Consider the following 13,566-nt stretch of genomic DNA (forward strand, 5'->3'; position numbering starts at 1 on the left):
CGCAGGCGGCGGCGCAGCGATTGTAGGAGCGACGCAAGTCGCGACCGCGAAACGTGGACGACGGCGCGAGCTTGAAGCCCGCCACCGCGCCTCAAGGATTACGCGGATGGTTCAACACCAGCCAATACAATCCGACCTGCTTGACCGCCCACACGAACTGCTCGAAATCCACCGGCTTCTGGATGTAGCTGTTGACCCCGAGCGCATAACTGGCCTCGACATCGAACGGCTCGGTGCTGGTGGTCAGCACCACCACCGGCAAGGTGCGGGTGGGCTCGTGGGCGCGGATCGCCTGCAGCACCTCGCGCCCGTCGACCTTGGGCAGGTTGAGGTCCAGCAGCACGATCGAGGGCAGGTCGGCCGGATCGCGGTCGGAATAGCGGCCGCGGGCGAACAGGTAATCCAGCGCCTCGGCGCCGTCGCCCATCACCACCAGCCTGTTGGCGATCTTGGCCTCGTCGAAGGCGAGCCGGGTCAGCTCGACGTCGTCGGGGTTGTCCTCGACCAGCAGGATTTCCTTATGCATTCGGCTTTTCCTCGCCCGCCGATACGACGGGCAGTTCGACTGTAAACGTACTGCCCGCGCCGGGTTGCGAATGTGCGCGCAACTGGCCGCGATGCCGCTCCACCACCCGCCGCGCGATCGCCAGGCCGAGGCCGTGACCGCCGCCCTGGTCCGGCCCGTGCAGGCGCTGGAAGGGCTCGAACAGCTTATGAGCATAGCGCATGTCGAATCCGGACCCCTGGTCCTGGATCGACAGCAGCAGGCGTCCGCCGGCCACTTCGCCGCGCACCTGGATATTCACCGGCGCGTCTTCGGCGTCGCGCTCGCGGGAGAACTTCCAGGCGTTGTGCATGAGCTGGTTCAACATCAGCTTGAGCAGGCGTTCGTCGCCCTCGACCTGCAGCCCGGGCTGCACGTTGATCTCGCCGCGATGGCGCGGATCGGTGTCCTGCAACTCGGCGCCGACCCAATCGGCGAGCAGGCTCAGGTCGACCGGCGCGATGCGCATGTCCGCGCGGGTCACATGCGACAGCTCGGTCAGCGCGGCCAGCAGGCCGGTCATGCGCGAGGCCGCGGCGCGGATCCGCGCCAGGTAGTCGCGGTCGGTTTCGTTCAGGCGTTCGACGGCGCGTTCGCCCAGCAAAGCGGAGAAACTTTCGATCGAACGCAGCGGCGCGCGCAGATCGTGCGCGACCGCGTCGGCGAACAGCTGCAGCTGACGGTTGGAGGCATCCAGCGCGGCGCCGTGTTCGGCCATGCGCACGCTCAGCGCCATGCCGGCCGCGCGCTCGCCGCGGATGTCGCGCATGTGCGAGATGAAGTACTGCGGCGCGCCGTCTTCATCGCGCATCACCGCCACGTTGAGCTGCACCCACACGTCGCTGCCGTCGCGGTGCACGTAGCGCTTGTGTTCGTCGACCGAGGCCAGCGCGCCGCTGACCAGGGCGGCGACGAGGTTGTCGCTGATCGCCAGATCGTCGGGATGGGTGACTTCGCTGTAGTGATGCCCGGTCAACTCGTCGATGCGGTAACCCAGCATCGCGCACATCGCCGGATTGACCTCCAGCCAGATGCCGTCGGGCGAGACGATCGCCATGCCGATGTTGGATGCCGCCATCGCCAGACGGAAACGGTCGTCTGCGGCGGAATGGGCGGGCATCGAGGTCTGCGGCAGGGTCATCGCGTAAAAACGGCGGGCACGGTGTGGGCGTGAAGTGGCCGCAGAGTGTAGCCAATCCGGTCGTGACGGCGCGGTGGACGCTGCACACGGCTTCGACACGAGCCGGTCCAGCACAATGCCGGCATGGATTTCTCACAGATCGCCTTCCTGCTGATTCTGGGCGCAGCGCTGTATCTGTTCGTCAGCGAGCGGTTGCGGGTCGACGTCACCGCCATGCTGACCCTGCTGGCGCTGGTGCTGACCGGCGTGCTGGACGCCAAGCAGGCGCTGTCGGGCTTTGCCAGCGAGCCGGCGATCATCGTCGCGGCGGTGTTCGTGATCTCCGGCGGGCTGGCCGCCACCGGCATCACCGAGCGCCTGGGCCAATGGATCGGCCACGCCGCCGGGCACAGCGAGACCCGCGCGATCGCGGTGACCATGCCGGCGGTGGCGGCGCTGTCCTCGTTCACCCACCACGTCATGGTCACGGCGATGATGCTACCGATCCTGACCCGGTTCGCGAAATCGCGCGGGCTGTCGGCTTCGCGTCTGCTCATGCCCATGTCGTTTGCAGCCTCTTTAGGGACAACCTTGACCTTGGTCAGCGCGCCGGCCTTCCTGCTCGCCGACAATCTGATCGAACGCACCGGCGCGCCGGGCCTGGGCATCTTCTCGATCACCCCGATCGGCCTGGCCCTGATCCTGGTCGGCGTGCTGTACATGCTGGCGATGCGCTGGATCCTGCCCAAGCGCGGCGGCGAGCACGGCGACGACGGTTATCTGCGTCTGGACCGTTACCGCACCGAGCTGGTGATCGTGGAAGGCTCGCGCTGGAGCACGCGTCCGCTGGCCGAACTGCAGAAGGCCCTGGGCGACCGCTTCGTGTTGACCGGCTGGCTGCGCGACGGGCAGCGGCGCCAGGACCTGGGGCCGAGCAGCCCGCTGATCAGCGGCGACATTCTGCTGGTGGAAGCCTCGGCCGACGCGCTGGCCTCGCTGCACGACGACGCCGGCCTGGACCTCAACGCGATCAAGCGCTTCGGCGAACATGCCGACGGCGACGGCGAGGCGCAACTGGTGCAGGCGGTGGTCGCGCCGGGTTCGGAATTCATCGGCCGCAGCGTGCGCGAGCTGGATTTCGCGCGCCAGTTCCATGCGGTGATCGCCGGGCTGTGGCGGCGTCAGGGCGCGGTGGCGCCGCGGCTGTCGGACGCGCGCCTGCGCGAGGGCGATCTGCTGGTGCTGTGGGGTCGGCCGGCGCGCTTCGCCGAACTGGCCGCGCACCACGGCTTTCTGATGCTGGTGCCGTTCGCCGGCGAAGCGCGCCGCCGCGTCCGCGCGCCGCTGGCGCTGGGCATCCTGGGCATGACCGTGCTCGCCGCGGGGACCGAATGGCTGCCGGCATCGCTGGCGTTCCTGCTCGGCGCGGTGGCGATGGTGGCCACGCGCTGCGTGGATGTGGAGCAGGCCTATCGCGAGATCGACGTGCGCATCTTCGTGATGATCGCCGGCGTGATCCCGCTGGGCGTGGCGATGGAGCAGACCGGCACCGCGCAACTGCTCGCCCAGGGCATGCTGCAGGTGATCGCCGGCTGGCCGCCGCTGGCGATCTTGCTGGTGATGTTCACCGTCGCCGCGCTGCTGACCCAGATTCTGTCGGATGCGGCGACCACGGTGCTGCTGGGGCCGATCGCGATTTCACTGGCGCAATCGCTGGGCCTGCCGGCGACGCCGTTCGTGGTGTGCACCGCGCTGGGCGCAGTGGTCGCGTTCCTGACCCCGATCGGTCACCACGGCAACCTTCTCATCCTCGGGCCCGGCCAGTACCGCTTCAGCGATTTCCTGCGGATCGGCTTGCCCCTGACCGTGCTCATCGCTTTGGTCAGCGCCTGGATGGCGCGCTGGTTGTGGCTCGGCGGGCCGTTGTGGCCCGGACTGTCCTGAGCGATCGGCGCGCCGCCGCCCTGACCGACTGCCGCCGGCCCGCTGGCGCAGACCAGCAGCAGGCTCAGCGCGAACAGCAGGCGCGAAGGCCGCGGCCCGGCCGATCTCGACCGCAGCGGGGAGCGCAGAGACATCGTCCTGGCGGTCGCGAACATGGTCGGTCCTTGTCGAGCCGCTGCGCCGCGGCGCGAACACGCTAAGGCGACGGAGGAGCGGGCGAATCCGTCGAAAGTCGCGGATGGCGTGGGGCGACAGGGGTTTGTTCATAGGGGCTCGGCTCCCTCTCCCGCTTGCGGGAGAGGGTTGGGGTTAGGGCGCTTTTCAGGCGGGCGGAGGACGGGCTTCGGGACTGGCGCGTTGTTAATCGCTTGCGGCTGATCAGACATTTCCTACACCACGCCCTGTGGTCCCCTGAGGGTAAAACCTGAACCACTCAGTCACCTTATGCACGCCCCGGAAGCACGACTTATGCGCCGGCAACGGACGCCGCTCAGCACACGAATGAGTCGCCGCCTTGAGCAAGCGGTCCAGCTGGGCCGGGGCACTCCGTTTCTTCGATGGTCGGCCGCTCCTATGCGCTACACCGTGCAACTCAACGAATCCACCTACCTCGGCCGCACGTTGTCGTGCGATGTCGCCGACGAGCGCTTCGACAATCCGTCCGACGCGTCGGCCGCGGCCAAGACCGAGGCCTTTCATCTGTCCGTGCAGCTCGGCGTCGCCGTGTCGATCCGCATTTTCGAAGACAGCCGGATCTATCTGTCGCACATCATGCCCGCGCCGCGGCGCTGAAACGCCGCGCCGTCGCGCGCGGCCATCGACCCGGCCCGCGCCGAACACGGCCCCGATCCGAACCCGCCAAGCCGCGCCGCGTTCAAGCCCGCATTCGGGCGCTCATCGCATCGCTCTGTTAGACGCGCATCGCATTTCGCGTCGGTCATGCATCGTTCGCGTGCCCGCGAGGTGGGGTAGAGCGTGCCCGTGAGCGTTCGCATGGATGGGGAAATGATGGAAGGTCGCGTTCTTACTCGTCGTAGAACGCAATATTCCGGGTATTACAAGCTCCCTGCCGTTGTGCAGTAACGCCGATTTCGCGACACCGATCGCGAAACGACGACTTTGCGTTCTTTCCTATTTTGCTTCGCATGACTCGGAGACAACCTCGCATGACCATGAAACAACGCGTGCTGACCGCATCGATCCTGCTCGCGATCACCGGCACCACCGCGACCGCGCTGATCACCGCGCAGCGCGACGACCTCGATCGCAGCGCCGCGCAAGGCCAGCCGTCGACGCAAACCGCTCATACCACCGCTTGGGCTGCGCAGTCGCCGCTGCAGATCGCCGCGCACGCCAGCGCCACCAACAGCTTCGCCGACGCCTCCGCGCGTTCGGGCGCCACTCCGGCCGCGCAGCTCGAACGCCATCCGGCGGTGCAGCGCGCGCGCGAACTGCTGCAGGCGCGCAAGGCGCGCGACACCGGCGCGCAAGGCCTGGCCAGCGGCAACGCCGGCGCCCAGGCGATGGCCGCCGAAACCTATCGGCCGCGCGATGTGGTGGTCGAAGCCGACGGCAGCGAACACGTGCGCTTCCAGCGCGACTACCAGGGCCTGCCGGTGATCGGCGGCGACCTGGTCACCCACGCCAAAGGCGGCCTGCTGACCTCGATCAGCAAGTCCCTGGACCTCAAGCTCGGCAATGGCGCCGCCGCCGCGCCCAAGCTGTCGCAAGTGCAGGCCATCGCCGACGCGGGCACGCATTTCGCTGGGCGTTTTCTCGAAGCGCCGAAGTCGCGCATGGTGTATTTCGCCAAGGACAACCAGCCGACCCTGGCGTATGAAGTCAGCTTCCGCGGCCTCAACGCCGCCGAGCGTCCGGTCCACGACCTGATCTATGTCGACGCCGACCACGGCGGTTTCCTCGGCCGCGACAGCCGCATCTACACCGCCGAAGCGGCCGAAGGCGACGGCTTCACCATCACCCGCGGCAAGGTGGCGATCTCCACCAGCAAGGTCGACGCGGAAGAAAGCGACGGCCGTGGCGCGGGCTATCTGCTGCGCGACGACAAGCGCGGCGGCGGCAGCGTGCACAACACCGGCGGTACCGTGGTCGACCTGGTGTTCGGCGGCGGCGACTTCACCGCGCCGCCGATGTTCGACGCCGACAACGTCTGGGGCAACCAGCAGATGACCAACATCGAGCGCACCGGCGTGGAAGCGCATTACGGTGTGTCGAAGACTTGGGACTACTACAAGAAGTTCTACGACCGCGTCGGCATCTTCGGCGACGGCCTGGGCGTGCAGAGCTTCGTCAATGTCACCTTCAGCTACTTCGGCTTCATCGACATCGGCGGCACCAACGCGTTCTGGGACGGCGACGCCAAGCGCATGGTCTACGGCAACGGCGATTACGGCGTGTCCAATCCGGTGGTCGCCATCGACGTGGCCGGCCATGAGATGTCGCACGGCGTGACCCAGGCGACCTCGGGCCTGCTGTATTCCGGCGATGCCGGCGGCTTGAACGAAGCGACCTCCGACATCCACGGCACCCTGGTCGAGTTCTTCGACAACAGCCCGAAGGATCCGCCGGATTACCTGATCGGCGAGAACGTGATGCTGAGCGGCGTGCCGCTGCGTTTCATGTTCAAGCCCAGCCTGGACCAGGACGAGGACGGCAACGGTTCCTACGACTGCTACCCGGCCGGCGGTTTCGATCCGGAAAACCAGGCGCACGATCCGCACTACACCTCCGGCATCGGCAACCACTTCTTCTACCTGCTCGCCGAAGGCCAGAAGGTGCCCAAGTCGCATCGCAAGACCGTGCTGGCCTCCGACCTGGTGTGCAACGGCGCGACCGGCCTCAAGGGCCTGACGCCGACCGTCGCCGGCCAGATCTGGTACCGCGCCAACACGCTGTACCTGACCTCGCAGTCCAGCTACCCCGACGCGCGCGTGGCCACCCAGACCGCGGCGCAGGACCTGGTCGATCGCGGCCTGCTCAAGGCCAGTGCGGTCAAGACCGTCGCCTGCGCCTGGGAAGCGGTCGCCGTGCCGCTGCCGGAAGGTTCCACCGCCGCGCGCTGCAAGAACTGAACTGAGCGAACACTGAGTCGTACCCGGGCTCGGATTGGTAAGTATTGACGGTTGTTGCGGCCCCCGTTGCAGCGATGCGGCGGGGGCCGTTCTTTATCCGTCGGCGACGTGCGCCGACGGCGCGCATCGGACGGTGCGCATCACTTGAGCGGCAGATAGCGACCGGTCAACGATCCGCGATAGCCGCAATGGGCCGAGCGGCCCTTGTAGTCGCCGCGTTCGGGAAAGCGTTCTTGCACCTCCAACGCGCCGCCGTCGCGGGCGAAACGCAGCTGGCTGCCGTCGTCGCCGTCGATCGTCAGGACCGCGCCGACGGGCTTGCCGCTGCCGTCGAATTCGCAAATCCAACGCCCCAGCACCGGCTCGGCGCCGTCCGCGTCTACCTCGATGCGGCCCTCGCCCACGGCCTTGAATGAGGCCTGGTTGGCCGCATCGCCCCACAAACCGGTCAGACCCTCTCGCGGCCGGGTATCGATGCGATCGAGAAAAACCAGGCGCGCGTTGAGATAGTCCTTCAGCCCGTCGCCGCCGCCGCGGCCGTCTTTGCCGTCGCGATCGAACCACGCATCGCGCCGGCTCAGGAAGTCGCGCTGATCGCTCTGCAGGGCCTGCGCCGCGCCCGGGTCCAACGCGGCGCGCACGCGTCGGTAGCGCGAGGCGATGGCGCGATCGGCGCGCGCCAACGCCGGCTGCGCGCAGATCGCATGCTCGGCGTCGCTGCCGGCCTTGGCGCAGTCGAAGGACGGCTTGCGAGCCGCGGCGGCCACGGCCGGATCGGTGGATTCTTGCTTGAAGAAATCGAATGCGGCGAACTCGACCGGGTTGACCCAGTCCTGCGCGACGCGCAGATAGCGCCGGCCCGCGTCGATCTTGGTCTTACAGGTGGCGGCCCGGTCGTGGACCCAGTGCAAGCGGTCAGCGCACATCAGCAGGTAAGACGGGTGTTCGGACCGCGGACGCGGATCGCAGGCCTGGTCCGGACCGACCACGCAACTGTCCGGATCGAACGCGATACGGTTTCCTTCGACGCTGCCCTTGAACAGATCGGTGCCGCCGGTGTTGCTGGCGCGCCAGTCCCACGCGCCGCGTATGCGATCGCCGTGGCGCTCGAGTTGCAGTTGGCTGCACCACAGCTCGCCCTGGTAGCCCTGGCAGGCCTCCCAGAAACCGTCGAAGGCTCTGGGCGCCGCCGTCTGCGTGGCGGCGGACAAGGCGCACGAGGCGAGGGCGAACGCCGCGGCCAGCGCGGATGCTCGGCGGCGAATGCGGCGGATCGAGTTACGACGAACGGACATGGCCTGATTCCATGGCGATGAAACATCGGAAGAATGCGATCGAGCGTATCGGCGACGCGGATCGATCGACGACGAGCGCCCTCGATCGCGAATCCGACCGGCGATTACGAATAGAACGGAATCCGCTGCAGCTTGTAGACGCCCTCGACCTTCTTGAACACGCGCTGTTGGTAGATGTCGTCGTTCTCCAGCAAATACCCGCCCGCATCGATCGGCCACAGGTTCTGCACCTCGCCGTTCTCATCGGCGCTCTCGTCGATGGCCTTGGAGTAGCCGAGCATGCGATCGGCCTTCAGGGCCGCGCGCACGGATCATCGGAATTTCTGGTGGCGACATCGCGACAAAGTGCGGCGCCCGCGACCGGGCGCGCGGCGATCGGTTTTCGATAACGCGTTTCGACGGCGCGCGGCCGCACGCCCGGATCGGCGCAGCCGGTGTTTCGACGGGGGTGTCGGGTTCGCGCATCCGTGCGGTGGTCGGTCTTCGAAAGAGAGGACGCAGACGGCCGAAGCGTGCGGGCCGGCGTATGCGCCGCCATCCACGCGGCGCGTTGCCGGCATTGTCGGTCAGCTTGGGTCGGCGTGCCAGAGGCGGACACCGCCCAGGCCGCGCGTGCTCACGCCAGCGGCTTGTGCACGAACAGATGCTCGTCGACGAAATCCAGGAACACTCGCAACTTCGGCGAAACGTGCTTGTGCGCCGGCCACAGCGCCCAGAACTGTCCGCGTTGGGTCTCGAAGCCCGGCAGCACCCGGCGCAGACGGTCGGCGGCGAGATGATCGCGGACCAGGAAATCCACCGAGTACACGATCCCCAGGCCGTGCACCGCGGCCTGCACCGCCGCCTCGCTGTTGTTGCACACCAGCGCCGCCGGCAGATGCGGCGGGCTCTCGCCCGGTTCCAGCCGCAACGACCATTCCTGCAGCTTGCCGCTGTTGGCGAAGCGGAAGTGGATGCACTCGTGCGCTTCCAGATCGGCCGGCGCGCGCGGTTCGCCGCGCCGCGCCAGGTACTCGGGCGAGGCGCACAACATGAAACAGAACGGCCCCAGGCGGCGCGCGCGCAAACGCGAGTCGGGCATGTCGCCGCTGCGGATCACCGCGTCGAAGCCGCCTTCGATCACGTCGACCATCTGGTCGTTGAAGTCCAGGTCCAGCTCGACCTCGGGATAGCGGCGACGGAACTCGCCGAGCACCGGCACCAGAAACTTGTAGCCGTTGGTCGGCAGGCTGACCCGCAGGCGCCCGCGCGGCGCCTGCATGGCATGGGTGAGCATGGCCTCGGCTTCTTCCAGCTCATCCAGCAGCGGCTTGCAGCGCTCGTAGAACTGCCGGCCCTCATCGGTCAGGCGCACGTTGCGGGTGTTGCGCTGGAGCAGGCGTACGCCGAGCTGCTGTTCCAGCTTGGCCACGTTCTTGCCGACCGCCGAGGACGACACGCCGAGCTGGCGCCCGGCGGCGACGAAGCTGCGCAACTGCGCGGTGCGTACGAACGCCAGCAGACTGCCTAGTTTGTCCATGTCAGCTGCATTCTCGGCCCGGGATCTGGCGCTGATTATGGCCAATCGTTCCGCAAAGCACGAACTGGAACGGTGTTTTTCGCCAATTGCAGCGCAACTAAGCTGGTCCACCCGATTCCACGGCGCCCCCATGCCGCTTCCTGATTCCCCCGCCGCCGCTTCCGCGCCCGGCCGCTACGACCGTTTCCTGATCCTCGGCGCCGTCTGCCTGGCCGGACTGGTGCTGCCGCTGAGCTTCACCGCCCCGCCGGTGGCGATTCCGGCGATCGCCGCCGAGCTGGGCGGCAGCCCGGTCGCGCTGAACTGGATGACCAACGCCTTCATGCTGGCCTTCGGCAGCTGTCTGATGGCGGCCGGCACCTTGGCCGACACCTACGGCCGCAAGCGGGTGTTTTCGATCGGCATCGTCGCCTACGCGGTCGTCTCGCTGCTGCTGGCGCTGGCGCCGAACCTGGCCACGCTCAACGGCCTGCGCATCGCCCAGGGCGTCGCCGCGGCATTGGCGCTGGCCGGCGGCAACGCCGCCTTGTCGCAGGAGTTCCACGGGCCGGCGCGGATCCGGGCCTTCAGCCTGCTCGGCACCGCGTTCGGGCTGGGCCTGGCGTTCGGCCCCAGCCTGGCCGGCTGGCTGGTGCAGAGCCACGGCTGGCGTTCGGTGTTCCTGTCGAGTCTGGCGATCGCGCTGCTGGCCACCGTGTTCGGCGTGCCGCGCATGCGCGAGTCGCGCGATCCCGACGCGGGCGGGCTGGACTGGCTCGGCAGCCTCAGCTCGACGGCGATGCTGGCGCTGCTGACCATCGGCGTGCTCGAAGCGCCCGAACGCGGCTGGAGCGACGGTTGGGTGATCGCCTCGCTGATCGGCGCGGCGCTGCTGCTGGCGGTGTTCGTGCGGGTGGAGAACCGCGCCGCGCGGCCGATGCTGGACCTGAGCCTGCTCAAGTACCCGCGCTTCGTCGGCGCGCAATTGCTGCCGATCGGCACCGGCTTTTGCTATCTGGCGCTGATCATCGTGCTGCCGGTGCGGCTGATCGGCATCCACGGACTCAGCGCGCTCGATGCCGGGCTGATGATGATCGCGCTGTCGGCGCCGATGCTGGTGGTGCCGTTCCTGGCCGCGCTGCTCAATCACCGCATCGCCGCCGGCACCTTGTGCGCGGCCGGGCTGCTGTTGGCCGCGGCCGGCCTGGTGTGGTTGGGCGCGCAAGCCGCGGCGGGCTCGGTGTCCGGGTTGATCGCGCCGATGCTGCTGATCGGCGCCGGCTCGGCGGTGCCGTGGGGCTTGATGGACGGCCTGGCGATCAGCGTGGTGCCCAAGGAACGCGCCGGCATGGCCGCGGGCGTGTTCGGCGCCAGCCGGGTATCGGGTGAGGGCATCGCCTTGGCGATCGTAGCCGCGGCCCTGGCCGGCCTGCTGCAACTGCGCCTGCACGCGACCGGCGACGACGCGGCCGCATTGGCCCAGGCCGCGCAACGGCTGGCCACCGGCGACCTCGCGCGCGCCGCGGCGCTGCTGCCGCGACTGGATGCGGCCACGCTGGCGCTGCGTTACGACCAGGCCTTCGCCTGGCTGATGTACGGCCTGGCCGGCGCGACCGCGGCGATCGCCACGGTGGTGTACGCCCTGCTCGGCAACGCCAGTGCGCATGCGCCGGAGCAGGGCTCGGCTTCGCCCGCCGTTGCCGCGACCGCCGCGATCGAACCGGCGACGAGTTCACCGGCCGGCGAGCTCGCCGACGAAGCGGCCTGCTGAGCGATTCGGGGCCTGTCCGGTACGGGCCCCCTCGGCGACCGGCCGACGCCGGTCGTCCAAAGCGATCCCTCGCGACCGGTCCCGCAGTCTGCGCCGGGCCCGGACAGTCCACGCCATGGCACGTATTTGGCGCCTATAGATGTAGCTGCATGAGCTTCGTATACACATCTCGTATGCCCGGATCCGCCACGCGTCTACGCGCCGCGGCCTGTGCTCAAGCATGAATCTAGTCCCGACGGCATGTCCGTTCTGGGGACCGTACGCCGATCCGGTAGCTGACCCACCGTTTCGGCGCGAGTTTGCACACTTTGAACGCACGCAATGCGTTCCGTGAGCCAGCGCCGAGCGGCCGAACCTTGGCCCGTACGTCGCTGAGACCGCTGATCGATGGCTTCCAACGCCTCCCACCTGCCCGCCGATTTGAGCGTCGCCCCCGACTCCGGAGGGCGGCGTCCGCGCCTGCCGCGTCGGGGCCGCCTGATCGCGGCCGGCCTGGCCCTGATACTGGTCCTGGTCGGCACCACGGCCACCGCCTATGCGCTCAAGCAGCGTCAGCACAGCGAACGCGACGCACGCATCCACGCGCAGGTCGCGCAACTGTTCGCCTCGCAGCTCGGCGTGGGCGCGATCTGCCATCTGGGCGCGGCGCCGTTCGCCAGCGATCGCGAACTGGGCGCGATCGAAACCCGGCTGCGCCGGCTGGCCACGCCCGACCAGCCGATGACCCTGGCCTGCGGTCTGTCGGCGCTGGCGCGCAGTCACGCTCTGAGCGGCCATTACCCGCACGCCGAACGTCTGGCCACCGAATCCACCACGCTGTTGCGCGAAGCCGAACTGAGCAACCTGTCGGTGACCGCGACCTCGGTCTCGCTGTTGAATTTGCAAGCGCGCTACGCGCCCGCGGAACAAGTCGCCCGCGCCCAACTGCGCCGCGACGACGGCGCGCTCGATACCGCCAATCGCCTGGACAGGTTGCGGCTGCAGATCGAACTGGCCCGCGCGCAATGGGGGCTCGCCGACGACGACGGCGCAATGCATACGCTGGAATCGGCGCTGGCCCAGGCGCGCACGCTGGTCCCGCCCGACGCGGCGCTGATCGCCGAACTGCTGACCCAGCGCGGCGAATGGCGCGGGCGCCGCTTCGACTTCGGCGGCGCCGAGCGCGACCTCAACCAAGCCATCGCGATAAACCGTGGCGGCGCCCAGGCTGACAGCGCGCGCTACTACCTGGTGCGCATGCTCAGCTACAGCGAACAAGGCGATCGCGCCGTCGCGCAAGCACAACGGTTGGTCGCCGACCGTCGCGGGCACGTCGGCGAGCGCCACCCCGATACCGGCCGCGCCTGGACCGCTTTGGCCGACGCCTTGTACGGCACCGGCCGCTACCTGGACAGCGCGCGCGCGCTCAACCGCGGCAAGGTGATCGTGCTGGCCAGCTACGGCGCCGAGCATCCAGAGTACGCCGAGGTGCTGCGTCTGGAATCGCAGCTCGACTACATGAACAACCGCTACCTCGACAGCGTCAGCAAGGCGCGGCGCGCGGTGCGTATCTGCGAGCGGGTGCTCGGGCCGACCCACGAGTTCTCGCTGCGCGTGCGCTTCAATCTGGCGGCCAAGCTGACCTTCGGAATGGACAGCGTGTGGGGCTCGGCGCCGTACCGCGAAGGCGTGGCGATCCTGGAAGAACTGGTGCAGACCGCCAGCGAGGCCGATATCCCCGCGCCTTACGAGAAAACCGTGCTGGCCGCGGCCTTGGCGCTGCGCGCGCCCGAGCGCGAGCTGCCACGGGCCGAACGCCTGCTGCGCGACGCCCAGAGCGAAGTCCGCCGTTACTTGCCCGCACGCAGCCCTTCGCGTTTCAACATCGACTACACCCTGGCCTGGACGGTGTATCGCAGCGGTCGCCAGGCGCAGGCCGACCGCCTGTTCGCCGACTACGTCGCCGCGCTCGACAACGGCGCCTCGTTGCCGCTGGCCCAGCGCATGCTGATCCACGACGTGCTGCTGGTGCGCTCCTGGTACGCCATGGCCACCTGCCGCCGCAACGACGCCCTGGCTTTGTTGCGGCAGGCCGAGGACAACGATCGCCGCTACCTGCCCAGCGCGCTGCCGCACGCGCGCACGGTCCGCGACACCATCGCCCAGATCGAACGCCACGGCACGCTGGGCGAGCGTTTCGGCCGCGAACGTCTCGGCCTGGATTCGCCCCGGACGGTCGACGCGAAACTCTACTTCGACGCGTCGGCGCGCTCGCAGGATTGCCCGCGCGGCCTGTTGGCCAAGGGTTGAACGCGAGCGAACG

Annotated in this window: 10 protein-coding genes; 5 read left to right on the top strand and 5 right to left on the bottom strand. The window is 68.5% G+C overall.

Going from position 1 to position 13,566, the window contains the following annotated elements:
• Positions 1–91: 91 nt before the first annotated feature.
• Positions 92–526 carry a response regulator gene (locus ACTOWJ_RS27475; RefSeq protein ID WP_057941066.1) on the bottom strand — a complete coding sequence of 145 codons (435 nt, stop codon included), beginning with the start codon at positions 524–526 and terminating at the stop codon, positions 92–94.
• Complete coding sequence (locus ACTOWJ_RS27480) at positions 519–1,664, bottom strand: sensor histidine kinase (protein ID WP_441337819.1); 1,146 nt, start codon at positions 1,662–1,664, stop codon at positions 519–521. The genes ACTOWJ_RS27475 and ACTOWJ_RS27480 overlap by 8 nt, the downstream gene beginning before the upstream one ends.
• A gap of 144 nt (positions 1,665–1,808) precedes the next feature.
• Here ACTOWJ_RS27480 and ACTOWJ_RS27485 point away from each other — a divergent pair, with 144 nt between their 5' ends.
• The 3 genes from ACTOWJ_RS27485 (at position 1,809) to ACTOWJ_RS27495 (ending at position 6,700) form a co-directional block, all read left to right on the top strand.
• Positions 1,809–3,608 (top strand): SLC13 family permease, encoded by a 1,800-nt coding sequence (locus ACTOWJ_RS27485; RefSeq protein WP_441337820.1) that lies wholly within the window; start codon positions 1,809–1,811, stop codon positions 3,606–3,608.
• 573 nt (positions 3,609–4,181) lie between these two features.
• Positions 4,182–4,400 carry a hypothetical protein gene (locus ACTOWJ_RS27490; RefSeq protein WP_441337821.1) on the top strand — a complete coding sequence of 73 codons (219 nt, stop codon included), beginning with the start codon at positions 4,182–4,184 and terminating at the stop codon, positions 4,398–4,400.
• Positions 4,401–4,774: 374 nt separating this feature from the next.
• Positions 4,775–6,700: a M4 family metallopeptidase gene (locus ACTOWJ_RS27495; protein ID WP_441337822.1), complete on the top strand. Its 1,926-nt coding sequence runs from the start codon at positions 4,775–4,777 to the stop codon at positions 6,698–6,700.
• Between the two features lie 140 nt (positions 6,701–6,840).
• Here ACTOWJ_RS27495 and ACTOWJ_RS27500 read toward each other — a convergent pair whose 3' ends face one another.
• From ACTOWJ_RS27500 to ACTOWJ_RS27510, 3 genes are all read right to left on the bottom strand, one after another.
• Complete coding sequence (locus ACTOWJ_RS27500) at positions 6,841–7,995, bottom strand: lysozyme inhibitor LprI family protein (RefSeq protein ID WP_441337823.1); 1,155 nt, start codon at positions 7,993–7,995, stop codon at positions 6,841–6,843.
• A gap of 104 nt (positions 7,996–8,099) precedes the next feature.
• Entirely contained in the window at positions 8,100–8,303 is a 204-nt protein-coding gene (locus ACTOWJ_RS27505) for a hypothetical protein (RefSeq protein WP_441337824.1), read from the bottom strand.
• A gap of 308 nt (positions 8,304–8,611) precedes the next feature.
• The gene (locus ACTOWJ_RS27510; protein ID WP_441337825.1) at positions 8,612–9,514 is read right to left on the bottom strand and encodes a LysR family transcriptional regulator; all 903 of its coding nucleotides are present in this window, start codon (positions 9,512–9,514) and stop codon (positions 8,612–8,614) included.
• Positions 9,515–9,644: 130 nt separating this feature from the next.
• On the opposite strand from ACTOWJ_RS27510, the gene ACTOWJ_RS27515 reads away from it, so the two are divergent.
• Positions 9,645–11,264, top strand: coding sequence for an MFS transporter (locus tag ACTOWJ_RS27515; protein ID WP_441337826.1), 1,620 nt, complete (start codon positions 9,645–9,647; stop codon positions 11,262–11,264).
• Between the two features lie 387 nt (positions 11,265–11,651).
• The gene (locus tag ACTOWJ_RS27520) at positions 11,652–13,553 is read left to right on the top strand and encodes a hypothetical protein (protein ID WP_441337827.1); all 1,902 of its coding nucleotides are present in this window, start codon (positions 11,652–11,654) and stop codon (positions 13,551–13,553) included.
• The last annotated feature ends 13 nt before the right edge of the window (positions 13,554–13,566 follow it).

Origin of the sequence: Lysobacter sp. CA199, from assembly GCF_052078715.1 — a bacterium.
Taxonomy (GTDB): Bacteria; Pseudomonadota; Gammaproteobacteria; order Xanthomonadales; family Xanthomonadaceae; genus Lysobacter.